We start from the raw sequence: 22,399 nt of genomic DNA on the forward strand, positions 1-22,399 counted from the left end.
CAGGCCTTGAGACTGACGAGATCCTGTGGGAGCGGGTTTACCCGCGAATGGGCCGCAGCGCAATCAATCCTGCCTGAGGTAATCCACCAGCCTCAGCAACATGGCATCACAGCCCCGCAACTGTTCGACACTGACAAACTCGTCCGGCTTATGCCCCTGCTCCATGCTCCCGGGCCCGCACACCACGGTCGGGATGCCCGCCTGGTCGAACAACCCGCCTTCGGTGCCAAACGCCACCGTACCGAATGCCTCCGAGCCGCTGAGCAACGCCACCAACTGCGCCGCCTCACCGTCTGCCGGTGTCGCCAGCCCGGGATAGGCACTCAACGGTTGCAGGCGTATGGCGCTGGCCGCGTCGACCTTGCGCATGCGCGGTAGCAGCTCGGTCTCGGCATAGGTCTGCAATTGGTCGGCCACTGCCTGCGCTGCAAAGCCTGGCAATGCGCGTACTTCGAAATCGAACTCGCACTCTGCCGGCACGATGTTCAGCGCCCTGCCCCCCTTGATCACACCGGTCTGCACCGTAGAGAACGGTGGATCGAAGCGCGTGTCATGATGTTCCGGCAGGGCCAGGGCCTCACCGATATCACCGAGCTTGCCGATCAGCTTCGCCGCAAATTCGATGGCATTCACCCCGTACGGCGCATAGGCCGAGTGACAAGCCGCACCCTGCACCTGGCAGCGCATCGCCAGCTTGCCCTTGTGCCCAAGTACCGGCTTGAGCTCGGTGGGTTCGCCAATCAGGCACAAGCGGGGCTTGTGCGGACGCTGCTCAAGGGCAGCCAGCATCGAGCGTACGCCCAGGCAGCCGACTTCCTCGTCATAGGAAAACGCCAGGTGCACCGGCAGACGCAACGGCTGCGCAACCAACGCAGGCACAGCCGCCAGGACCGAGGCGATGAAGCCCTTCATGTCGGCGGTGCCGCGGCCATACAAGCGGCCGTCACGCTCGCTCAGGGCAAACGGTTCGACGCTCCAGGCCTGGCCGTCCACCGGCACCACATCGGTATGCCCGGACAGCACTATGCCGCCAACGTCGCTGGGCCCGATGGTGGCGAACAGGTTGGCCTTGGTGCCCTCCGGGTTATGAAACAGTTCGCTTTCCACGCCCAGCCCGGCCAGGTAATCGCGGATGAAACCGATCAGCGCCAGGTTGGAGTCGCGGCTGACCGTGGCAAAACCGATCAACCGGGCCAGCAGCTCGCGGCTGGCATCTTCATTCATCGCCTGGTACCCCGTAGCTTGGCGCCGCAGTGGGGTTGAGCGCACGGGTCACGTAGTCCTGCATCTGCGGCCGGTACGCCTGCCACAGGCCCTCGAGCACGCCGATCGGGTCGGCATCGGCCCAGTCCACCCGCAGGTCCACCAGCGGCCAGGTCAATTCGCCGGCAATTTTCAATGCCGCCGAATGCACCGGCCCGGCCTCGCCACCAGCGGCCATCGCCGCCTGCATGGCCGCCAGCAGGCGATCGGCCAGGTGCCCTGCAGCCTGTTCGAAAGCCTGCACCATCGCCTCGATCACCTGGGGCGAAGCCAGCAGGTTGCCGGCTGCCGCGCATTGCCCACCGGCCACGGCATGGTGCGTGCCCAGGGCTTCCTTGCCGGTGAACAGCGCAACCTGGCCATGGCTGTCGATCACCGTCACCTGGCGGTATTCGCTCCAGCCATTGGCGCTCAGCACCCTGTCCAGCGCTGCGGCGGGTGGCAACTGGCCCTGTTCCAGGACATCGAGAATCTGCGGCCCGAGCGCCGGCAAGGTGATGTTCTGGGTGGCCACCGCGCCGACGCCGGCCCGCACCCACGGGCAGCGGGCGCCCACCGCGATGCTCGACGAGCTGATGGCGATACCTAGCTGCCCGGTTTCCTGACAGCGGCCGATGATGGAAAAAGTCATGTCATGGTTCCTGTTGTGCTGTGCGATACAGGGCATTCTGGGTGGACCTTCCGGGAGGCGAAACCACCTTTTTCCGAGGCCTTGCAGAGGAAAAAACTAAGGCTGGGCCAAGCCCCGCCGAATCCGCGCAAATGCTGCTGCACTCGGCCCTGCAAGCCACAGGAACCGGGGCCTTCGCCGATTTATCGGCAAGCCCAAGCTAAATACTATTTTCGCCGTTTCCACGGCATCCCTAGTCTGGCCCCAGGTAACGGCGGTCCTCCAAACCGACCTGACAAAAACCGCCTGAACAAGGGCTCGGACATGACACTGAACAATCTCGAAATCGACACCCTCGTGGTCGGCGCCGGCCAGGCCGGCGTGGCCATGAGCGAACACCTGAGCAAGCTTGGCGTGCCACACCTGGTGCTGGAGCGCAAGCGTATCGCCGAGGCCTGGCGCAGCGGCCGCTGGGACTCGCTGGTGGCCAATGGCCCGGCCTGGCACGACCGCTTCCCGGGGCTGGAATTCGACCTCGACGCCGATGCCTTTGCCGGTAAAGACCAGGTAGCCGAGTACTTCGAGCAATACGTACGCAAGTACAACCTGCCAGTACGCACCGGTATCGAAGTGAAGAAGGTCGTGCGCAACAGCGAGCGCCCCGGCTTCACCATCGAAACCAATGAAGGCATTATCCGCGCCAACCGTGTCGTCGCTGCCACCGGCCCGTTCCAGAAACCGGTGATTCCGGCCATTGCGCCGCAAGACAGCAACCTGCACCAGATCCACTCGGCGGCCTATTACAACCCCGAACAACTGCCTGCAGGGGCTGTGCTGGTCGTGGGCGCCGGCTCCTCGGGTGTACAGATCGCCGAGGAATTGATGCGCGCCGGGCGCCAGGTCTACCTGTCGGTCGGTGCCCACGACCGCCCGCCACGCGCCTACCGCAACCGTGACTTCTGCTGGTGGCTGGGGGTGCTGGGTGAGTGGGATGCGGAAGTCGCCAAGCCCGGCCGCGAGCACGTGACCATTGCCGTCAGCGGTGCCCGTGGTGGCCACACCGTGGACTTCCGCGCCCTCGCCCACCAAGGCATGACCCTGGTCGGCCTGACCCAGTCGTTCGAAAACGGAGTGGCACGCTTCCAGGACAACCTGGTCGAGAACATCAACCGTGGCGACGAAAACTACCTGGCCCTGCTGGACGCCGCCGATGCCTACATCCAGCGCAACGGCCTTGACCTGCCGGAAGAGCCCGAAGCCCGTGAACGCCTGGCCGACCCGGAATGCATGCGCAACCCACTGCTGCAACTGGACCTGGCCGAGGCCGGTGTCACCAGCATCATCTGGGCCACCGGTTACAGCGTGGATTTCAGCTGGCTGCAGGTCGACACCTTCGACACCAATGGCAAGCCCCAGCACCAGCGCGGCGTGGCCCGCGAGCCGGGCATCTACTTCCTTGGCCTGCCGTGGCTGTCGCGGCGTGGCTCATCGTTCATCTGGGGCGTGTGGCACGACGCCAAGCACGTCGCCGGCCACATCGCCACGCAACGCACCTACAGCGCCTACCGCGACCGCCAGCAACGCGCCGCGGATGCGCAGCAACCAACCCGGATCAGCAACGTCAGCACCCTCGGAGCCCACTGATGCCTACCCATACTCGCATCCGCATGTTCAACACCAAGGCCACCTACCCCAACCAGACCCTGGACAACGACTTGTGCCAGGCAGTACGTGCCGGTAATACCATCTATGTGCGCGGCCAGGTCGGCACCGACTTCGAAGGCAACCTGGTGGGCCTGGGCGATCCGCGGGCGCAGGCCGAGCAGGCGATGAAAAACGTCAAGCAACTGCTCGAAGAGGCCGGCTCGGACCTGTCGCACATCGTCAAGACCACCACCTACATCACCGACCCGCGCTTCCGCGAGCCGGTGTACAAGGAAGTGGGTAAATGGTTGAAGGGGGTGTTCCCGATTTCCACCGGCCTGGTGGTGGCCGGGTTGGCCCAGGCCGAGTGGCTGATGGAAATCGACGTGATCGCCGTGGTGCCCGACCAGGCCTAGCGGGATAAGCGTAGCGGGCTTGCCCTGATACCTGTCAGTGCTCTTGCAGCTGCTTGATCTGACAGGCATCAGGCATCATGGCAGACAGGCCGCAACCACTGACCTGCTAGAAACCTACAGTCGCTGACAGCAAGTAGGTACGCGGCGTAGAAAGCGTCAACCCCGGCTCGCTGTCATCCGAGGCCCCGGCCGAACTCCAGTAGCGGTCGTCCAGCACGTTCTCGACACTGGCACGCAAGGTCAGCTGTGTGGCATCCACCTTGAAGGCATAACGCGCGCCCAGGTCATAACGCTCCCAACCGTCGATCTGCTTGCTGTTGTTCTGGTCCAGGTACTGCGAACTCGAGTGGATGCCTCGCGCCGTGAGGGTCAGGCCGTTCACCCCAGGCACGTCCCATTCGGCGCCGAAGTTGACGTTGTACTCGGGCGTGGCCGGCGCCCGGTTGCCATCGTAGACGCCACCGATGGTGCCAGTCAGCTCGCTGTCGATGTACATCACCCCGCCCAGCACTCGCACGCCTTGCATGGGCTCGCCGAACACGCTCAGTTCGATACCGCGGTTGTCGCGCTTGCCATTGGGGCCGAACACCCGCGACCTGGGGTTGGTTTCATAGGCGGGCTGGCGGATGCGGAAGGCACTGGCAGTGAAGGCAACCTGACCCAGGTCGTACTTTGCCCCCACCTCGACCTGGCGGCTGGTGAACGGCGGGAAGATCTGGTCTTCGTTGATCGATGTCGATGGCGCAATCTTGCCCTGGCTCAGGCCCTCCATGTAGTTGGCATACAACGACAGCTGGTCGGTAACCTTGAGCAGCACACCGCCTGAGGGCGACACCTTCTCTTCATCGTAGGCGGTATCGCCCTTGATACCGTCGCTCCAGTCTTCCACCTGCACCCGTTGCCAGCGCGCGCCCAGGGTCAGCAGCAGGCTGTCGTCGAAGAAGCCGAGGGTGTCGGCCAGGGCCACGCCGGAAAAGCGGTTTTCCGTGTACACCTCGGGGTCGATGCGGGTTGGCGTGGCCGGGGTCGGCGTGGCTACCGGGTGATAGAGGTTGCTGGGCGCCGAGGCATAGCGGGCGCCGCCGTTGGTGAAGTCCATGTAGAAGTAGGTGGCGGCCAGGTTCAGCTCATGGCTGACCGGCCCGGTATGGAACCAGTTGCGCACACCGGCCATGGCGGTTCGCACGGTTTCATCCCGGGTAAAGTCGCGCGGCTGCACGGTGAAGTCGCCGGCATCGTTGCTGATGGACACGTTGTGGCGCAGGAAGTCATGGTTGCTCTTGCGTGCACCGACCGCGCCATAGGCCAGCAGCGACTCGCTGATATCGTACTCGGCATGCAGCGCGCCGAAGGTGTCGTTGGTGCGCGCCTTGCTCCAGGCCTGGGCATAGTTGTGGCGCACGTCGTTGGCATCCGGCACCTTGGCATTGGCGCCGATCAGCACCCGCTCCTGCGGTGCATCGGTGTCGCGCTCGGTATGGCCCAGGTCTGCCGAAAGCCGCAGGCGCTCGCCACGAAAGTCCAGGCCCAACACCGCCATTTCGCGCTCGACACGCTGGTGGTCCCATTCGGTGTCGCCCGCCTGTTGCACGCCATTGAAGCGCACGCCGAACTGCTGGCCTTGGCCAAAGCGCCGGCCAACGTCCACCGCACCGCCTGCCTGGCCTGCCGACGCATAGCTGCCGGTAAACTCGGTGAGCGGCTGGTCACCGGCCCGCTTGGGTTGCACATTGATGCCGCCGCCGACACTGCCTCGCGGCGAAATGCCATTGATCAGCTGGCTGGGGCCTTTCAGCACGTCTACCCGGTCGGCCATTTCCATGTCGATGGAGTAGGTCGGCAGGATACCGTACAGTCCGTTGTAGGCCACATCACTGTTGAACAGGCTGAAGCCGCGAATGGTGAACTGCTCGAAGCGCCCACCCGCCGGGTTGGTGGCGCGCACCGATGGGTCGCTGGCGATCAGCTCGCCCAACGTCCGCGCCTGCTGGTTCTTCACCAGTTCGCTGGTGTAGCTGCTGATGCTGAACGGGGTTTCCATGAAGTCGCGCGTGCCAAGCAGGCCCTGTGAACCCTGACGGGCCACCTGGCCACCGGCATAAGGTTGCGTTTCGTTGCCTGCGGCCATGCCGCCGACGATGCTGGTCGGGGCGATTTCCAGGGCACCACCCGCCTGGGGGGCCGGCACCAAGGTGAAAGCGCCCTCGCCCACCGGCAGCAACTGCAGGCCGCTGCCGCGCAGCAGCTGGGTGAAGCCTTCGTTGACACTGTAGCTGCCGGACAGGCCACTGCTCTGCCGGCCGTTGACCAGCGTCGGGTCCAGCGACAGGCTGACCCCGGCCTGGTCGGCAAACCGGGTAAGTGCCGCACCCAGGCTTGCGGCCGGCACCTGATAGCTGCGCCGGGTGGGTTCATCGGCCCAGGCCGGTGCACACAACAACAGGCTCACGGCGAACAGCGGATGTGCCGCACGCGTCAGTGGACGCAGGCGGCAGGACATGACAACAGGCATTGAACAAGGCTCCCCTTTATTTGCTCCTACCGGTAATGACCGGCGAGCAGAAAAAAGGGGACAACCTCATGCGCGATTTTCTCGCGCGGTCAGGCTCACCCAGTAACGCGTGCGCGTGTGCACCTGCAACGGCAGGCTGCCGGCGAGCAAGGCCAGCACCCGGTCGGTGTCGTCGAGGCGGAACGTACCGGTCACCCGCAGGGCCTCCAGTTCAGGCGCCCAACGCAGCACGCCGGGGCGGTACCTGCGCAACTCGTGCAGCAGTTCGCCCAAGGGGCGATCTTCCAGGCGCAGCACACCTTCGCGCCAGCCCAGCAGCCAAGCGTCCAGGCCGGTGACTGGGCCAACTCCAGTCGCATGCAGGCTGGCCTGCTGCCCAGCCTGCAGCAGCAGTGCCGGGCCTTGCTGCGGCAGCAGGTTGGCCGTGCCCTTGAGCAGCGTTACCCGGCAAGCCTGATCGACAAGGCGCAGGCACACCTCACCGGCATCCAGTACGACCTGGCCATAGGGCACCTGCAACGTCAGGCCCGGGGTGCCGGGCAACCTGACTGCCACTTCGCCACGCAGTAAAGTCAGGCGACGGCCACGCACGTCGATATCCGCCGCACTGTCGGTGTTCAACTGCAAGAGTGTGCCATCGCTCAGCAGCACCCGCCGACGCTCTCCGACCGCGGTGTGCATGTCGGCGGTCCAGGCTTCCAGCGGCAGTTCGCGGCTTGCCAGCCAGGCCATCGGCAACAATGCCGCCACGCCCAGGGCCTGCTTGAGCAACGCCCGGCGACCAGCATCCGGGCGGTCCAGGGTGGCCATGGCCACTGCGCCGGGTAGCGCGGAAAAGCGCTGGCGCAACAGCATTGCCTTTTGCCAGGCGTGTTCGTGCAAGGTGTTGCTGGTACGCCATTGTTCCAGACGGCGCAGGTCGCTCTCGCTGGCACCGCCAGAATCCACCAGTGCCAGCCAGCGCGCGGCTGCCCGCAGTGCCTCGCGGGTTTCGGGAGAATGGCTGGTCACTGCAGTTCTGCCAGCAGGCAATGCTCGTAGGCCTGCGCCATGTAGCGTTTGACCGAGCGCTCGCAAACGCCCAGGCGCTGGCCGATCTCGGCATAGCCCAGGCCCTCCAGTTGGCTCCAGAGAAAGGCCTTGCGTACCGGCGCCTTGAGGCCGTCGAGCAACTCGTCGAGCGCTTGCAGGGTTTCCAGCAGCAGCCAGCGCTGCTCTGGCGAGGGCACATGCTGCTCGGGCAACTGCGCCAGTGCATCGAGGTAGGCTTGTTCCAGGCGGCGCCGTTGGTGGAAGTTGCTTAGCAGGCGCTTGCCGACGGTCAGCAGGTAAGCGCGCGGTTCGCGAATGTCTGCCAGCGGCTGCGCGCTGGCGAGGATACGCAGAAAGGTATCCTGACTAAGGTCGGCGGCATCCCAGGCATTGCCCAAGCGCAGCCGCAACCAGGTTTCCAGCCAGCCGCGATGGGCCCGGTACAGGGCTGGCAGGCTATGCTCCGGTGGCGGCGCGGCGTCGATCATGGGGTAGGCCCTGCGGTGGCGTAAATAAGATTAATTCTAATTTACACAATGCCGCAGAACCAAGCAGTTTGTTACCTGTCAGGCAATTGCCGCATCCACCAGCACCTGCGCTTCCTGCACCAGGCGCTGCAGGTGTGCCTCGTCGATGAAGCTTTCGGCGTAGATCTTGTAGATGTCCTCGGTGCCCGACGGCCGCGCGGCGAACCAGCCATTGGCGGTCATCACCTTCAGCCCGCCGATCGCCTGGCCATTGCCTGGCGCGTGGCTGAGGATCTGCACGATCGGCTCACCGGCCAGTTCGGTCGACTTCACCTGCTCCGGCGCCAGCTTGCTCAGCAGCGCCTTCTGCCGGGCATCGGCCTTGGCTTCAACCCGCGTGGCGAATGGTTTGCCCAGCGCCGCGGTGAGGTCAGCGTAGGCCTGGCTGGGGTTGCGCCCGGTGCGGGCAGTCATCTCGGCAGCCAGCAAGGCCGGGATCAGGCCGTCCTTGTCAGTGGCCCAGACCGAGCCATCGCGGCGCAGGAACGAAGCCCCTGCACTCTCCTCGCCACCAAAGCCGAGCGAACCGTCGAACAGCCCCTGGGCGAAGAACTTGAAGCCCACCGGCACTTCGTACAACTCGCGGCCCAGGCGCTGGGTAACACGGTCGATCAGGCCGCTGGACACCACCGTCTTGCCGACTGCCGCATCACTGCGCCATTGCGGGCGGTTGCGGTACAGGTAGTCGATGGCCACGGCCAGATAGTTGTTCGGCTGCAGCAGACCATCCGGGGTGACGATGCCATGGCGGTCATGGTCGGGGTCGCAGGCGAACGCCACGTCAAAGCGCTCGCGCAGGCCGATCAGGCCTTGCATGGCGTACGGTGAGGACGGGTCCATGCGGATCTGGCCATCCCAGTCGACGGTCATGAAGCGGAATGTCGGGTCGACCTCGCTGTTCACCACTTCCAGGTCCAGCTGGTAGCGCTCGGCAATCGCCGACCAGTAACGTACCCCGGCCCCGCCCAGCGGGTCGACGCCCAGGCGCAGCCCGGCGCCACGGATGACGTCGAAGTCGATGACGTTTTCCAGGTCGGCCACGTAACTGCTGACATAGTCGTGACGCTGGGTGGTGGCCGCCTGCAGCGCCTGGGCATGCGCCATGCGCTTGACCCCCGCCAGGTTCGCCGCCAGCAGTTCGTTGGCCTTGGCCTCGATCCACTTGGTAACGTCGCTGTCGGCCGGGCCGCCATTGGGGGGGTTGTACTTGAACCCACCGCTCTGTGGCGGGTTGTGCGACGGCGTGATGACGATGCCGTCGGCCAGGCCCTGCACACGGCCACGGTTATGGCAAAGGATGGCGTGGGACACGGCCGGGGTAGGCGTGTATTCATCGTCCTTGGACAGCATCACCTGCACGCCGTTGGCCGCCAGCACTTCCAGGGCGCTGGCGGTGGCCGGTGCGGACAGGGCGTGGGTGTCGGCGCCGATGAACAGCGGACCGTCGATACCCTGCTCTTCGCGATACAGGCAGATGGCCTGGGTGATGGCCAGGACGTGGTATTCGTTGAAACTCAACTCAAGTGAAGTGCCCCGGTGCCCCGAGGTGCCGAAGGCCACCCGCTGGGCCGCCACGGACGCATCGGGGCGGCCGGTGTAGTAGGCGGTGAGCAGTCGTGGAATATCGACCAGCACGCTGGTCGGAGCCGGCTTGCCTGCCAAAGGACTGAGCGTCATGCAAAAACCTCGAGTTCAACGGATGTTGGAGATGTTGGGATTGGAGCGTCCAGTGTACTGAGAGTTGCAATGCCGTGCGATGGGCGAAATCAAAGAAACATCAGGCCACGCAGCCCGTGCCAATCACCGCGATGCTGTGTCGGGCACGCCCACGATGGACCCGGGCGTGCCGCTGGTCTCTGTCATGACCGTCTAGAGTAGTAGCCACACCCTTAGCCAGAGAGGCCACATGGCTTTCCACCGCCTGACCCACACCCATCCGCGCCTGACTGTCGCTACCTTGGTCGGCCTGCTCGGCGCGTGGCTGATCCCTGCAGACGACACCGTTCAGCACATCCTCGCCGGGTGGAACCTGGGTGTCTGGCTGTACCTGCTGCTGGTGTTCTACCTGACCTGGAACGCTACCCCGGAGAACGTGCACAAGGTCGCCCGCGTCGAAGACGAAAACGCCAGCCTGGTCCTGCTAACCGTGTGCATCGCCGCAATTGCCAGCCTCGCCGCCGTCACCTTGCAGCTGGTCTCCAGCCGCGGCCTGCAAGGCACAGCGTTGGCCCTGCACTACCTCTACACGGGCCTGACCGTGGCCGGTTCCTGGCTGCTGATCGGCTGCATTTTCAGCCTGCATTACGCCCGGCTGTTCTACACAGCGCCAAACCATGAACCAGGGTTGCGTTTCGCCGACGGCGAACGCCACCCGGATTACTGGGATTTTCACTACATCTCGTTCACCATCAGCATGGCGGTGCAAACCTCGGATATCGGCGTCGCCGGGCGCGGCCTGCGCAAGGTGGTGCTGGCGCATTCACTGGTGGGGTTCGTATTCAATACCGCGATACTCGGTTTCACCATCAACATCGCGGCAGGGTTGCTGGGTTAACCGCACCGTTCGTCCGAAAAAAACCGTCACCTGACAGCGAGGCGACACCCGGCGACGCCAGGCTGACTGCCGCTATCCTGCGGGGAAGACGCTTGCCTGAGCGGCACGCGCAGGCCAAAGGCACAGCCAAAGATGTGACCGCCTTCATGCATTAGTACTTTTGTCGCATTTGCCAGCGAGAATCGCCCGTGACAGGTGCTATGGTTATCTTCCCGGCGGCCGCAGCCTGATGGCCACCCGCTCACCACGTCCTGGCAAGGACAAGGAGGCTGGCATGAACAAGATGACGTTCCCCAACGCCTGCCAGGTGATGCGCTGGCATTTCCACCCGCTGGGCTTCGAAGCCAGCATGGATGCGCCACGCAGCATGGTCGCGCGGCTGTTCGACCGCGCCACTGGCGAAACCCTGCTGGCCATTGCCGGCATCCCCTGCGCGGCGATCATGGCTGCTGCGGATGTGGAGCGCATTATCGAAGCCGTCGAAGCGGAAATGGATGCCTTCATCCCTGCCATCCCCCTGCGCGATGCGGTCTAACCCACTGCCGCACTGTCCTGACGCATGGCCTGCAACTTGCCCATGAACTGTTCAGCCGTCACTGGCTGGCCCAGCAGGTAGCCCTGCAGCGAATCACAACCCAGGCGGGTCAGGAAAGCCTGCTGCTTGTCGGTTTCTACCCCTTCGGCAACGATACGCAGGCCCAGCGCCCGGCCCAGTGCCACGATCGCCGAGACGATGGCCGCATCATCGCTATCCTGCTCCAGGTCGCGCACGAAACCGCGGTCGATCTTCAGCTCGTTGGCCGGCAGGCGCTTGAGATACATCAGGCTGGAATAGCCGGTACCAAAATCGTCGATGGACAGATCCACCCCCATGTCGGACAGGCGTTGCAGCACTGTCAGGCTGGCATCGGCGTCGTGCATGGCGGTGGTTTCGGTGATTTCCAGGGTCAGGCAGTTGGCTGGCAGGCCGCTCTGCTGCAACGCCCGGGCCACGCTTTCGACCAGCCCGGCATGGCAGAACTGAATGGCCGACAGGTTCACGGCCATCCGCCAGTCCTGGTACCCCTGCTCCAGCCATTGGCGCATCTGTCGGCAGGCCTCGATCAACACCCACTCACCGATGGGGATGATCAGGCCGGTCTTTTCCGCCAGGCCAATGAAGCGATCAGGCAGCAGCAGGCCCTGCTGCGGATGTTCCCAGCGCAGCAAGGCCTCGGCACCGATCGGCCGGCACGCCCGGGCGTCGAACTTGGGTTGATAGTGCAGGCGGAACTGGCGCTGCTCCAGGGCCTGGCGCAGGTCCTGCAACAGTTGCAGTTGCTGGCGGGCATTGCTGTTCATCGACACGTCGAAGAAGCTATAGCCATTCTTGCCGGCGCTTTTGACATGGTACATGGCGGCGTCGGCATTACGCAGCAGCTCGTGCTGGTCCTGGCCATTGCCCGGGTACAGGACGATACCCAGGCTTGCCGACAGCTGCAGGTCATGCTCGGCCACGCGGAACGGCCGTGATACCAGGTTGACCTGCTTCACCGCCACGTCCACGGCATCGTTCGGCTCCTGCAATTCCACCAGCAGCACGAATTCGTCGCCGCCGATGCGCGCCAGGGTGTCCTGGCTGTGCAGGTGACCCCGCAGGCGGGCCGCCACGGCCTTGAGCAGCAGGTCGCCGATGTGGTGGCCGAAGGCATCATTGACCGGTTTGAAGCCATCCAGGTCGATGAACATCAAAGCAAAGCAGCCGCCCTGCTCCGCCACCTTGGCGATGGCCTGCTCGATACGGTCGGCCAGCAGGGTGCGGTTGGGCAGGTCGGTGAGGGTGTCGTGCAGCGCCAGCTGGGTGAGTTCCTGGTTGGCCAGGGTCAGCGACCGGGCCAGTTCGGCAGTACGCGCCTCCAGGCGGGCATCCAGCACCGACGTCAGCAAAGCGACGGCCAGCACGGCCAGGGTTGTGATCAGCACCAGGTAGACCAGACCATCGCCCTGCAAGCCCCCGGCCGCCAACGCGCCGCAGAAGCTGCCCTCGGGAAAATTCGCCGCAGCCATGCCGGTGTAGTGCATGCCGACGATGGCAAACCCCATCACCACCGCCGCCAGTCCGCGAATCTGCCGGACGTAGGGGGTGTGCGTGCGCAGGCGGAAGGCAATCCACAGGGCCGCCGCCGAGGCGCCCACGGCAATCAGCAACGAGACGCCGAACAGTGTCGGCTCGTAGTCGATGCCTGGCAGCATGCGCAGCGCCGCCATGCCGGTGTAGTGCATGCAGGCGATGCCGGCGCCCATGATCAACGCGCCAAAGACCAACTGCAGCCACGGCAGGCTCGGCTGGCTGACCAGCCACAAGGCAAACCCTGAAGAAAGTACCGCGATCAACAGCGAAAAAGCGGTGAGGGCCAGGTCATAGCCCAGGTCGATGGGCAGGCTGAAGGCGAGCATGCCGATGAAGTGCATCGACCACACACCGATCCCCATGGCCAGTGCACCACCGCCCATCCACAACAACGCAGCGCGCCCCTTTGCCGTGGCGATGCGGCCGGTCAGGTCAAGCGCGGTATAGGACGCCAGGATCGCCACGCACAGCGAAATCAACACCAGCGAAGAGGAGTAGCTACCGGTCAGCATTGGAAGTTCCAGGGGCGGGCCCAGGCCCGGAAAAAGCTGACGATTGTACTCAAGCTTAGGTGAAACGCACGGGGTTTTTTGTGCCTTGCAAGCGCCAGGCAGGTCAGTCTCGCCCGGCGAATTCCTGCTCGGCATCCCAGCCACCGCCCAGCGCGGCAACCAACTGCACGCTGGCCACCAGGCGCCCTTGCAGCAGGTTCAACACACTGCGCTCGTTGCTCAGCGCGGTGGTCTGCACATTGACCACATCGAGGTAGCCGATCAGCCCCGCGCGATACTGGTTCTCGGTCAGGCGCAGCGACTCGCGCGCAGCATCCAGCGCTTCCTGGCGCACCACTGCCTCATCGCCATACACCTTCAACTGCACCAGCAGGTTCTCCACTTCCTTGAAGCCGTCGAGCACGGTCTGGCGGTACTGCGCCACAGTCTGGTCATACACCGCCACGGTACGGTCCACTTCGGCGCTGCGCTTGCCGGCGTCGAACAGGGTCAGCGCCAGCTGCGGGCCCACCGACCAGTAGCGGTTGGGCAGCTCGATCCAGTTGTTGAAACTGCTGCTGGAATAGCCGCCGCTCATGCTCAGGCTGAGGTCCGGGAAATACGCCGCACGTGCCACGCCGATGTTGGCGTTGGCAGCCATCACATTGCGTTCGGCGGCGGCAATGTCCGGGCGCCGCTCGAGCAACTGCGAAGGCAGGGACACCGGTATCTGCGGCAGCGCCGGTATGCTCTTGCTGTCGGCCAGGGCAAACTCGGCCGGCGCCTTGCCCAGCAACACGGCAATGGCGTTCTCGAATTGCGCACGCTGCCAGGCCAGGTCGATCAGGTCGGCCTGAGTGGTTTTCAGCTGGGTACGCGCCTGGGCCACCGCATCCGGGCCGGCAACGCCCGCGCGGTACTGGTTCTGGGTCATCCGCAGCGAACGCTCATAGGCCGCCACGGTGGCTTCCAGCAGGCGCTTCTGCTCGTCGATCACCCGCAATTGCAGGTAGTTCTGCACCAGTTCCGACTGCTGGCTGAGGCGGATCGCGGCCAGGTCGGCCAAGCTCGCTTCGGCACTGGCCTGGTTGGCATCGAGGGTTTCGCGCAGCTTGCCCCACAGGTCGATTTCCCAGCTGACGCCGAGCTGGGCATTGTAGGTGTTGCGAATACCGCTGCTGTTGTTGGACAGGCTGGAACTGGAGCTGCCGGTGCCCTGGGCCGAGCGGTTCTTGCCGACACTCAGGTCGAGGCTGGGGAACAGGGCCGCGCGGCTGCTGCGCACCAGCGCCTGGGCCTGACGATACTGGGCTTCGGATTGTGCCACGGTCTGGTTGCTGCGGTTCAGTTCCTCGACCAGCGCATTGAGCCCGGCATCGCCGTAGATTTCCCACCAGGCCCCGCGGGCGATGGCATCGGACGGCGTGGCCTGGGTCCAGCCTGCGGCGTGTTTGAATTGCGCCGTGGCACTCGTCTCAGGGCGATGATAGTCCGGGCTCAGGGTACAGGCACTGAGCAAGGCTAAGCACAACCCGGCACCGAGCAGGCGTGAGCCACGCGCACGGGCCAGCACCTGCAGGGTTCGGTGAAGCGGGGTCTGGGCAAAATTCATAGCGGGGTATCCAGGGCGGCGTCGGTGCGCACGCCGCGCCAACGGTTGAAACGGTGCCTCAGGCGGTCCAGGTACAGGTACACCACCGGCGTCGTGTAAAGGGTGAGGACCTGGCTGAACACCAGCCCTCCGATGATGGTCAGGCCCAGCGGCTGGCGCATTTCCGCACCTTCGGCGCGGCTCAGCAGCAGCGGCAAGGCGCCGAGAATGGCCGCCAGGGTGGTCATCAGGATCGGTCGCAGGCGCAGCAGGCAGGCACGGCGGATCGACTCCTCCGGTGACAGGCCCTGATGACGCTCCAGTTGCAAGGCCAGGTCGATCATCAGGATGGCGTTTTTCTTCACCACGCCGATCAGCAGAAACAACCCGAGCAACGAGATCAGGCTGAACTCGCCTCCAGTGAGGTATAACGCCAGCAAGGCGCCAACGCCGGCCGAGGGTAACGTCGACAGAATGGTCAACGGGTGGATATAGCTCTCATAGAGGATGCCCAATACCAGGTACACCAGCACCAGCGCGCCAAGGATCATCAGCGGCTGGCCTTGCTGGGTCTTGGCAAAGGCGTCGGCACTACCACCGAGCCTGGCAATCACTTCCTCCGGCAGGCCCAGCTTGGCCACCGCGCGCTCCAGCGCCGCCATGGCCTGGTCGGGGCTGTAGCCTTCGGCGATGTCGAAGGCGATGCTCTCGGCGGCGAATTGCCCTTCGTGGCTGACCCGGTCGTTGGCCAGGCTGTTCTCGTAATGGGCGATGGTCGACAACGGAACGCGGGCACCATCGGCGGTGATTACCTGCACCTGCTCCAGCGTACTCGGGTCCCAGGCGTATTTCGGGTTGATCTCCAGTACCACCTGGTACTGGTTGAGGCTGTCGTAGATGGTGGAGATCTGCCGTTGGCTGTAGGCGTTGTTCAGCACCGTGGTGACCATGTCCATGTCGATCCCCAGGCGCTTGGCCTGGTCACGGTCGACCACCAGGGTCACCTGCTGGGTCCCGGCCCCGTCGCGGGCATCAATGGCCGTCAGCTGCGGCAGCGCACGCAGTGCTGCGACCACTTTCGGGAACCACTCGCGCAACGCCGCCAGGTCGCCACTCTGCAGGGTGTACAGGTACTGCGACGAGGTCTGGTCACGGCCACCGCCGCCCAGTTGCAGATCCTGGTCGGCCATCAGGAACAGGCGCCCGCCTGGCACCTTGGGCATCTCTTTGCGCAGACGTTCGATCACCTTCTGCGCATCGAGCTTGCGCTCGTGAATCGGCTTCAGGCGCACCAGCACGAAGGCGTTGTTGGTGCCGCTGTTGCCGCCGATGAAGCCGGCAACGCTCTGCACCGCTGGGTCGGCCAGCAGGGCACGGCGGTAGATTTCCATCTTCGGTTGCATCACGCTGAACGACAAACCGTCATCGCCACGGATGAAGCCCATCAGCTGGCCAGTGTCCTGCTGCGGCATCAGTGTCTTGGGGACCACCACGTACAGGGCGATGTTGATGGCGATGGTCGCCAGCAGGCTGACCAGGGTCAGGCGCTTGTGCCGCAAGGCCCAGCCCAGACTGCGATCATAGGCATCGACCATGTTCCGGTGCAGCTTGTCGCTCCAGCGCTGCAGGCGGGTCTGCTCGGCCCGGTGCGGTTTCAGCCAGCGGGCACACAGCATCGGCGTGAGGGTCAGCGAAACCACCAGCGACACGATGATCGCCGCCGCCAGGGTGACCGAGAACTCCTGGAACAGGTTGCGCACGATGCCGCCCATGAACAGGATGGACACGAACACCGCCACCAGGGACACGTTCATCGACAGCAAGGTGAAGCCCACCTCCCTGGCACCGAGATAGGCCGCCTTCAACGGCGGCTGGCCATCCTCGATATGCCGGGAAATGTTTTCCAGCACCACGATGGCATCGTCCACCACCAGACCGGTGGCCAGGATCAGCGCCATCAGCGACAGGTTGTTGAGCGAGAAGCCACACAGGTACATGACCGCGAAGGTGCCCACCAGCGACACCGGCACTGCCAGGCTGGGGATCAGCGAGGCGCGCAGGCTGCCCAGGAACAGGTAGACCACCAGGATCACCAGCACCACCGCGATCAGCAGGGTATGCTCGGCCTCCTTCAGGGTGGCCTTGATCACCGGCGAGCGGTCCATGGCCACGTCCAGTTGCACGCTGGCCGGTAACAACGACTGCAAGGCCGGCAGTTGCGCCTTGATCTGTTCCACTGTCTCGATGATGTTGGCGCCGCTCTGGCGGTTGACCACCAGCAGGACGGCACTCTGGTCATTGAAGAAACCGCTGTTGTAGCGGTTCTCGACACCATCGGTAATGGTCGCCACGTCGGACAGGCGCAGGATGGTACCGTTTTGCTGGCGGATCACCACCGGCTCGTAGTCAGTGGCGCTTTCCAGCTGGTCGTTGGCCCGCACCTGCCAGTTACGCCCGGCATCCTCGACAAAGCCCATGGGCCGGCGTTGGTTGGCGTTGGCCACCGCCGTGCGCACCTCGTCCAGCGACAGGCCGTACTGGTTGAGCAATTGCGGCTCGACGGCGATACGCACAGCCGGCAACGAGCTGCCGCCGATCTGCACCTCCCCTACCCCCGGCACCTGGGCCAGGCTTTGTGCCAGGATGGTGTCGGCCAGGTCATACAGCTGGCCTTTCTGCAGTACCTCGGAGGTCAGCGACAGCACCATGATCGGCGCCTGCGAGGGGTTGACCTTCTTGTAGGTGGGCATGCTGCGCATACCGCTGGGCAACAGGTTGCGGGTAGCGTTGATCGCGGCCTGCACCTCGCGCGCCGCCCCGTCGATGTCCCGGCCGATCTCGAAACCGATGATCACCCGGGTGGAGCCCTGGTTGGAGCTGCTGGTCAAGGTGGTCACGCCAGCGATGCTGCCCAGCTTGCGTTCCAGCGGCGTGGCCACGGTCGAGGCCATGACCTCGGGGCTGGCGCCGGGCAGGTTGGCCGTCACCACGATCACCGGGAAGTCCATCTGCGGCAGCGGTGCCACCGGCAGCAGGCCGAAGCTGACCCCACCCAGCAGCATGATCGCCAGGCTCAGCAGCATGGTCGCCACCGGGCGACGGATGAACGGGCCGGACAGGTTCATGCCTCGGCCTGCCTGGCGTCAGTGGCCGGGCGCCAGCGCCGGGCCAGGCGGTCGAAATACAGGTAGATCACCGGCGTGGTGAACAGCGTCAGCACCTGGCTGACCAGCAACCCGCCGACCATCACCAGGCCCAGCGGCTGGCGCAGCTCGGCGCCGGAGCCGGTAGCGAGCATCAGTGGCACGGCGCCGAACAGCGCGGCCAGGGTGGTCATCAGGATCGGCCGGAAGCGCAACAGTGCCGCCTGGTAGATGGCATCGCGCGGGCTCATGCCCTGGTGGCGCTCGGCCTCGAGGGCAAAGTCGATCATCATGATCGCGTTCTTCTTGACGATGCCGATCAGCAGAATGATGCCGATGATGGCGATCATGCCCAGGTCATTGCCGCTGATGAGCAAGGCCAGCAAGGCCCCAACCGCTGCCGAAGGCAGGGTGGACAGGATGGTCACCGGGTGGATGTAGCTTTCGTACAGCACGCCGAGCACGATGTACATGGTCACCACCGCCGCCAGAATCAGCAGCAGGGTGCTCGACAGCGACGCCTGGAAAGCCTCGGCGGCGCCCTGGAAGCGGGTTTGTACGCCCAGCGGCATGCCGATGTCCTGTTGCACCTGCTCGATCACCTGCACCGCCTCGCCCAGCGACGCGCCGTGGGCCAGGTTGAACGACAGGGTCACCGCCGGGAACTGGCCAATGTGGGAAATCGCCAACTGCGCCTGGCGCTGCTCGATGCGCGCCAGGGCCGACAGCCGCACCTGGCCGCCATCGCTGGCCTTGACATGGACCGACTCCAGCGCCTGCGGGCCGATGACCGCCGCGTCTTTCGACTGCAGCACCACGCGGTACTGGCTGGCCTGGGTGTAGATGGTGGAGATCTGCCGCTGGCCGAACGCGTCATACAGGGCGTTGGTGATCTGCGACACGCTGATGCCCAGTCGGCTGGCCATATCGCGGTCAATCACCAGGTACACCTGCAGGCCCTTGTCCTGCAGGTCGCTGGCCACGTCGGCCAGCTCCGGGCGTTGCTGCAGCGCCTGCACCAGTTTGCCGCTCCACTGCGCCAGCAGGTCGGCATCCGGCGAGGACAGGCTGAACTGGTACTGGGTGCGGCTGACCCGATCTTCGATGCTCAGGTCCTGCACCGGCTGCATGAACAGGCGGATGCCCACCAGGCGGTCGAGTTGCGGCTGCAGGCGGCTGATCACCTCGCTGGCGCTGACATCACGCTCGCCATGCGGCTTGAGGTTGATCAGCAGGCGGCCGCTGTTGAGCGTGGCGTTGTCGCCATCGACACCTATGTAGGACGACAGGCTCTGCACTGCCGGGTCCTGCAGGATCACCTTGCTCAAGGCTTGCTGGCGCTCGCTCATGGCGGCGAACGAGGTGGCCTGCGGCGCTTCGGAAATGCCCTGGATCACCCCGGTATCCTGCACCGGGAAGAACCCTTTGGGCACCACCATGTACAGGAACACGGTCAGCGCCAGGCTGGCCACGGCGACCAGCAGGGTCAGCGGCTGGTGCTTGAGGACCCACTGCAGGGCATTGCCGTAATGCCTGATCAGCCAGTCGATCCAGGCGCCACTGGCGCGGTAGAAACGGCCCTGCGCTTCAGGCTCGGGCTCACGCTTGAGCAAGCGCGCGCACATCATCGGAGTGAGGGTCAGCGACACCACCAGGGAAATCAGGATGGCCACTGCCAGGGTGATGGCGAACTCACGGAACAGGCGGCCAACCACATCAGCCATGAACAACAGTGGGATCAGTACCGCAATCAGCGAGAAAGTCAGCGAAACCAGGGTGAAGCCGATCTGGCGCGCGCCCTTGAGCGCCGCCTGCAGGGGCGTCTCGCCCTCCTCGATGTGCCGGGAGATGTTCTCCAGCATGACGATGGCGTCGTCGACCACGAAGCCGGTGGCTATGGTCAGGGCCATCAGCGTCAGGTTGTTGACCGAGAAACCGGCCAGGTACATGACGCCGAAGGTGCCGATCAGCGACAACGGTACGGCAATCGACGGAATGATGGTGGCACTGAAGCGGCGCAGGAAGACGAAGGTGACCATCACCACCAGGGCGATGGCGATCAGCAGTTCGTGCTGCACGTCCTTGACCGCGGCACGGATGGTCTGCGTGCGGTCGGTCAGCACCGAGACATCGAGGCCGGCCGGCAGGTTGTCGGTGATCGACGGCAACAGGTTCTTGATGCGGTCAACCACCTCGATGACGTTGGCGCCCGGTTGGCGCTGGATATTCAGCAGCACCGCGTGGTTGTCGTTGGCCCAGGCGGCCAGGCGCTCGTTTTCCGCGCCGTCGACGATTTCGGCGACGTCCTTCAGGCGCAGCGGTGCCCCGTTGTTGTAGGCCAGGATCAGGTTGGCGTATTCCTCGGGAGAGCGCAGCTGGTCGTTGGCGTCGAGCATCGAGACGCGGGTCGGCCCGTCGAAGTTGCCCTTGGGCTGGTTGACGTTGGAGGCGCCGATCAGGGTGCGCACGTCCTCCAGGTTCAGGCCGTTGGCGGCCAGCGCATCGACGTTGACCTTGATCCGCACTGCCTGGCGTTGGCCACCGGCGATGCTGACCATGCCCACGCCACTGATTTGCGCGAGCTTCTGCGCCACACGGGTGTCGACCAGGTCGTTGAGTTTGGGCAGCGGCATGGTCTTGCTGGATATGGCCAAGGTCAGTACCGGGGTGTCGGCCGGGTTGACCTTGTTGTACACCGGCGGCGCCGGCAGGTCGCTGGGCAGCAGGTTGCTGGCGGCATTGATCGCGGCCTGCACCTGCTGCTCGGCAACGTCCATGTTCATGTCGAGGTTGAAGCGCAGGGTCAGCACCGAGGCGCCGCCGGAGCTGGTCGAAGCCATCTGTTCCAGGCCCGGCATCTGCCCGAACTGGCGCTCCAGTGGTGCGGTAACGGCACTGGTCATGACCTGCGGGCTGGCGCCGGGATACAGGGTCATGACCCGGATGGTCGGGTAATCGACCTGCGGCAAGGCGGAAACCGGCAGCAGCTTGTAGGCGATCAGGCCGGCCAGGACGATGGCCAGCATGCTCAGCGTGGTGGCGACCGGCCGCAGGATGAACAGGCGCGAGAGGTTCATGCGCCCGCCTTGCCTGCTGTTTTACCGGGCTGTGTTTCACCGGCGTGAGCCGAGCCCTTGGCCTCTTGCCCCTGCAGGTGCTGGCCGGGTGTGGTCGGCACTTGCGAGCTGTCGTCGACCACTTCCACCTTGCTGCCTTCGCGCAGGCGGTCGGTACCTTCCAGTACCAGGCGCTCGCCGGCCTTGAGGCCGTCGAGGATGACGCTGCGCTCGCCGTCGCTGGCGCCCACCTTGAGCTTGCGCACGTTCACCGTGTTCTGCTCGTTGACCACGTAGGCGAAGGTGCCATCATTGCCGAACTGGATCGCCGCTGTCGGGGCCATGGTCACCTGCCTGAGGGTGTCGGCCAGCAGGCGCACGTTGACGAACTGGTTGGGGAACAGGGCGAGGTCCTTGTTCTCGAAGCGGCCCTTGAACTTGAGGGTACCGGTGGTGGTGTCGATCTGGTTGTCGATGCTGCCCAGCACGCCGCTGGCCTGCAGCTTGCTGTCGCTGCGGTCCCAGGCTTCGACCGGCAGGCTGGCACCACTACGATAGCGCTCCAGCACAGTGTTCAGCTCGGTTTCCGGCAGGGTGAAGGCAACGCTGATCGGTTCGGTCTGGGTGATCACTACCAGTGCGGTGGTGTCGTTGGCCGCGACCAGGTTGCCCAGGTCGAGCTGGCGCAAACCCACACGGCCGTTGATCGGCGCACGGATCTGGGTGAATTCGAGGTTCAGCCGGGCGTCGTTGACCTGCGCCTGGTTGGTCTTGACCAACCCCTGGAATTGCGCGACCTGCGCCTCGGCGGTGTCGAGGGTTTGCTTGGCGATGCTGTCTTCGGCGTACAGGCCCTTGTAACGGGCCAGGTCGACCTGGGCGTTCTTCAGCTGAGCCTGGTTCTGCGCCAGGGTGCCTTCGGCCTGTTGCAGGGCGATGCGATAGGGGCGCGGGTCGATCTCGGCGAGCAGGTCGCCGGCCTTGACCTGCTGGCCTTCCTTGAAGTGGATCTTCACCAGCTCGCCGGCCACGCGGCTGCGCACGTTCACGGTGTTGGTCGCGGTGACCGTGCCCAGGGCCTTGTAGTACAGCGGAAAGTCGCCCACCCGCACTGGCTCGACACGCACCGGTACCGGGTCGCTGGAGCCGCCGAAGCCCGGGCGGCCGCCCATCATGCCCATGCCCGCGCCCTTGCCGCCGCGCCCGCCACCGGCTTCCTTGTGTGCCGGCGTCGGGGCAGGCCACAGCCACCAGGCCAGTGCAGCCACCAGCAGGAGGATCAGCAGGCCGACGAGCCAGCGACGGGGGGAACGGAAATTGGGCACTTGCATGGGTTGAACGAACCTTGTCCGGAATGACGACCTGGGAGGATGAAACGATAAGCACTGACATCGCTTTAGCAAAGGGCCTTTACCAGAGGTTTACCTTTGCCTGACGTTGCCAAGACCCT

15 protein-coding genes are annotated in these 22,399 nt (G+C 64.8%); 4 read left to right on the forward strand and 11 right to left on the reverse strand.

Features of this window, described 5'->3' with window-relative positions; all coding sequences use genetic code 11:
- Nucleotides 1–63 precede the first annotated feature (63 nt).
- Nucleotides 64–1,224, reverse strand: a complete 1,161-nt coding sequence (argE, locus tag ACVWZT_RS22770; protein ID WP_457471553.1) for an acetylornithine deacetylase — start codon at nucleotides 1,222–1,224, stop codon at nucleotides 64–66.
- A complete protein-coding gene (locus tag ACVWZT_RS22775) occupies nucleotides 1,217–1,894 on the reverse strand; it encodes a DUF1028 domain-containing protein (protein ID WP_457471555.1) in 678 nt (225 codons plus the stop codon). The genes argE and ACVWZT_RS22775 overlap by 8 nt, the downstream gene beginning before the upstream one ends.
- A gap of 303 nt (nucleotides 1,895–2,197) precedes the next feature.
- Here ACVWZT_RS22775 and ACVWZT_RS22780 point away from each other — a divergent pair, with 303 nt between their 5' ends.
- Together ACVWZT_RS22780 and ACVWZT_RS22785 are read left to right on the forward strand one after the other, a co-directional pair.
- Entirely contained in the window at nucleotides 2,198–3,517 is a 1,320-nt protein-coding gene (locus ACVWZT_RS22780; RefSeq protein ID WP_457471557.1) for a flavin-containing monooxygenase, read from the forward strand.
- Nucleotides 3,517–3,933 carry a RidA family protein gene (locus tag ACVWZT_RS22785; RefSeq protein WP_085599032.1) on the forward strand — a complete coding sequence of 139 codons (417 nt, stop codon included), beginning with the start codon at nucleotides 3,517–3,519 and terminating at the stop codon, nucleotides 3,931–3,933. The genes ACVWZT_RS22780 and ACVWZT_RS22785 overlap by 1 nt, the downstream gene beginning before the upstream one ends.
- Before the next feature lie 106 nt (nucleotides 3,934–4,039).
- On the opposite strand, the gene ACVWZT_RS22790 is transcribed toward ACVWZT_RS22785, so the two are convergent.
- From ACVWZT_RS22790 to pgm, 4 genes are all read right to left on the reverse strand, one after another.
- Nucleotides 4,040–6,445, reverse strand: coding sequence for a TonB-dependent siderophore receptor (locus ACVWZT_RS22790; protein WP_457471559.1), 2,406 nt, complete (start codon nucleotides 6,443–6,445; stop codon nucleotides 4,040–4,042).
- A 66-nt stretch (nucleotides 6,446–6,511) separates the two neighbouring features.
- Nucleotides 6,512–7,456, reverse strand: coding sequence for a FecR domain-containing protein (locus ACVWZT_RS22795; protein WP_457471560.1), 945 nt, complete (start codon nucleotides 7,454–7,456; stop codon nucleotides 6,512–6,514).
- Complete coding sequence (locus ACVWZT_RS22800; protein WP_457471562.1) at nucleotides 7,453–7,965, reverse strand: sigma-70 family RNA polymerase sigma factor; 513 nt, start codon at nucleotides 7,963–7,965, stop codon at nucleotides 7,453–7,455. The genes ACVWZT_RS22795 and ACVWZT_RS22800 overlap by 4 nt, the downstream gene beginning before the upstream one ends.
- Nucleotides 7,966–8,043: 78 nt before the next feature.
- Complete coding sequence (gene pgm / locus ACVWZT_RS22805) at nucleotides 8,044–9,681, reverse strand: phosphoglucomutase (alpha-D-glucose-1,6-bisphosphate-dependent) (protein ID WP_457471564.1); 1,638 nt, start codon at nucleotides 9,679–9,681, stop codon at nucleotides 8,044–8,046.
- A 229-nt stretch (nucleotides 9,682–9,910) separates the two neighbouring features.
- Here pgm and ACVWZT_RS22810 point away from each other — a divergent pair, with 229 nt between their 5' ends.
- Together ACVWZT_RS22810 and ACVWZT_RS22815 are read left to right on the forward strand one after the other, a co-directional pair.
- Nucleotides 9,911–10,558, forward strand: a complete 648-nt coding sequence (locus ACVWZT_RS22810) for a DUF1345 domain-containing protein (RefSeq protein WP_457471565.1) — start codon at nucleotides 9,911–9,913, stop codon at nucleotides 10,556–10,558.
- A gap of 274 nt (nucleotides 10,559–10,832) precedes the next feature.
- The gene (locus tag ACVWZT_RS22815) at nucleotides 10,833–11,093 is read left to right on the forward strand and encodes a DUF1652 domain-containing protein (protein ID WP_170030233.1); all 261 of its coding nucleotides are present in this window, start codon (nucleotides 10,833–10,835) and stop codon (nucleotides 11,091–11,093) included.
- On the opposite strand, the gene ACVWZT_RS22820 is transcribed toward ACVWZT_RS22815, so the two are convergent.
- The 5 genes from ACVWZT_RS22820 to ACVWZT_RS22840 all read right to left on the reverse strand — a co-directional run bounded on the left by ACVWZT_RS22820 (nucleotide 11,090) and on the right by ACVWZT_RS22840 (nucleotide 22,280).
- On the reverse strand, nucleotides 11,090–13,180 hold the full coding sequence (locus ACVWZT_RS22820; RefSeq protein ID WP_296232056.1) for a putative bifunctional diguanylate cyclase/phosphodiesterase: 2,091 nt from the start codon (nucleotides 13,178–13,180) through the stop codon (nucleotides 11,090–11,092). The genes ACVWZT_RS22815 and ACVWZT_RS22820 overlap by 4 nt on opposite strands.
- 103 nt (nucleotides 13,181–13,283) lie before the next feature.
- Nucleotides 13,284–14,771, reverse strand: coding sequence for an efflux transporter outer membrane subunit (locus ACVWZT_RS22825; protein ID WP_457471567.1), 1,488 nt, complete (start codon nucleotides 14,769–14,771; stop codon nucleotides 13,284–13,286).
- Nucleotides 14,768–17,875, reverse strand: a complete 3,108-nt coding sequence (locus ACVWZT_RS22830) for an efflux RND transporter permease subunit (protein ID WP_296232049.1) — start codon at nucleotides 17,873–17,875, stop codon at nucleotides 14,768–14,770. The genes ACVWZT_RS22825 and ACVWZT_RS22830 overlap by 4 nt, the downstream gene beginning before the upstream one ends.
- Entirely contained in the window at nucleotides 17,872–20,970 is a 3,099-nt protein-coding gene (locus ACVWZT_RS22835) for an MdtB/MuxB family multidrug efflux RND transporter permease subunit (RefSeq protein WP_457471569.1), read from the reverse strand. The genes ACVWZT_RS22830 and ACVWZT_RS22835 overlap by 4 nt, the downstream gene beginning before the upstream one ends.
- A complete protein-coding gene (locus ACVWZT_RS22840; RefSeq protein WP_457471570.1) occupies nucleotides 20,967–22,280 on the reverse strand; it encodes an MdtA/MuxA family multidrug efflux RND transporter periplasmic adaptor subunit in 1,314 nt (437 codons plus the stop codon). Before ACVWZT_RS22840 ends, ACVWZT_RS22835 begins: the two co-directional genes overlap by 4 nt.
- Nucleotides 22,281–22,399 lie beyond the last annotated feature (119 nt).

The organism is Pseudomonas sp. TE21394 (assembly GCF_054057835.1).

What these genes read in the sequence shown, in the direction of transcription:
- ACVWZT_RS22785 (WP_085599032.1), top strand. Translation starts at nt 3,517, where the DNA reads ATGCCTACCCATACTCGCATCCGCATGTTCAACACCAAGGCCACCTAC.
- ACVWZT_RS22825 (WP_457471567.1), bottom strand. Translation starts at nt 14,771, where the DNA reads ATGAATTTTGCCCAGACCCCGCTTCACCGAACCCTGCAGGTGCTGGCC.
- ACVWZT_RS22780 (WP_457471557.1), top strand. Translation starts at nt 2,198, where the DNA reads ATGACACTGAACAATCTCGAAATCGACACCCTCGTGGTCGGCGCCGGC.
- ACVWZT_RS22835 (WP_457471569.1), bottom strand. Translation starts at nt 20,970, where the DNA reads ATGAACCTCTCGCGCCTGTTCATCCTGCGGCCGGTCGCCACCACGCTG.
- ACVWZT_RS22815 (WP_170030233.1), top strand. Translation starts at nt 10,833, where the DNA reads ATGAACAAGATGACGTTCCCCAACGCCTGCCAGGTGATGCGCTGGCAT.
- ACVWZT_RS22840 (WP_457471570.1), bottom strand. Translation starts at nt 22,280, where the DNA reads ATGCAAGTGCCCAATTTCCGTTCCCCCCGTCGCTGGCTCGTCGGCCTG.
- ACVWZT_RS22800 (WP_457471562.1), bottom strand. Translation starts at nt 7,965, where the DNA reads ATGATCGACGCCGCGCCGCCACCGGAGCATAGCCTGCCAGCCCTGTAC.
- pgm (WP_457471564.1), bottom strand. Translation starts at nt 9,681, where the DNA reads ATGACGCTCAGTCCTTTGGCAGGCAAGCCGGCTCCGACCAGCGTGCTG.
- ACVWZT_RS22830 (WP_296232049.1), bottom strand. Translation starts at nt 17,875, where the DNA reads ATGAACCTGTCCGGCCCGTTCATCCGTCGCCCGGTGGCGACCATGCTG.
- ACVWZT_RS22790 (WP_457471559.1), bottom strand. Translation starts at nt 6,445, where the DNA reads ATGCCTGTTGTCATGTCCTGCCGCCTGCGTCCACTGACGCGTGCGGCA.
- argE (WP_457471553.1), bottom strand. Translation starts at nt 1,224, where the DNA reads ATGAATGAAGATGCCAGCCGCGAGCTGCTGGCCCGGTTGATCGGTTTT.
- ACVWZT_RS22810 (WP_457471565.1), top strand. Translation starts at nt 9,911, where the DNA reads ATGGCTTTCCACCGCCTGACCCACACCCATCCGCGCCTGACTGTCGCT.
- ACVWZT_RS22775 (WP_457471555.1), bottom strand. Translation starts at nt 1,894, where the DNA reads ATGACTTTTTCCATCATCGGCCGCTGTCAGGAAACCGGGCAGCTAGGT.
- ACVWZT_RS22820 (WP_296232056.1), bottom strand. Translation starts at nt 13,180, where the DNA reads ATGCTGACCGGTAGCTACTCCTCTTCGCTGGTGTTGATTTCGCTGTGC.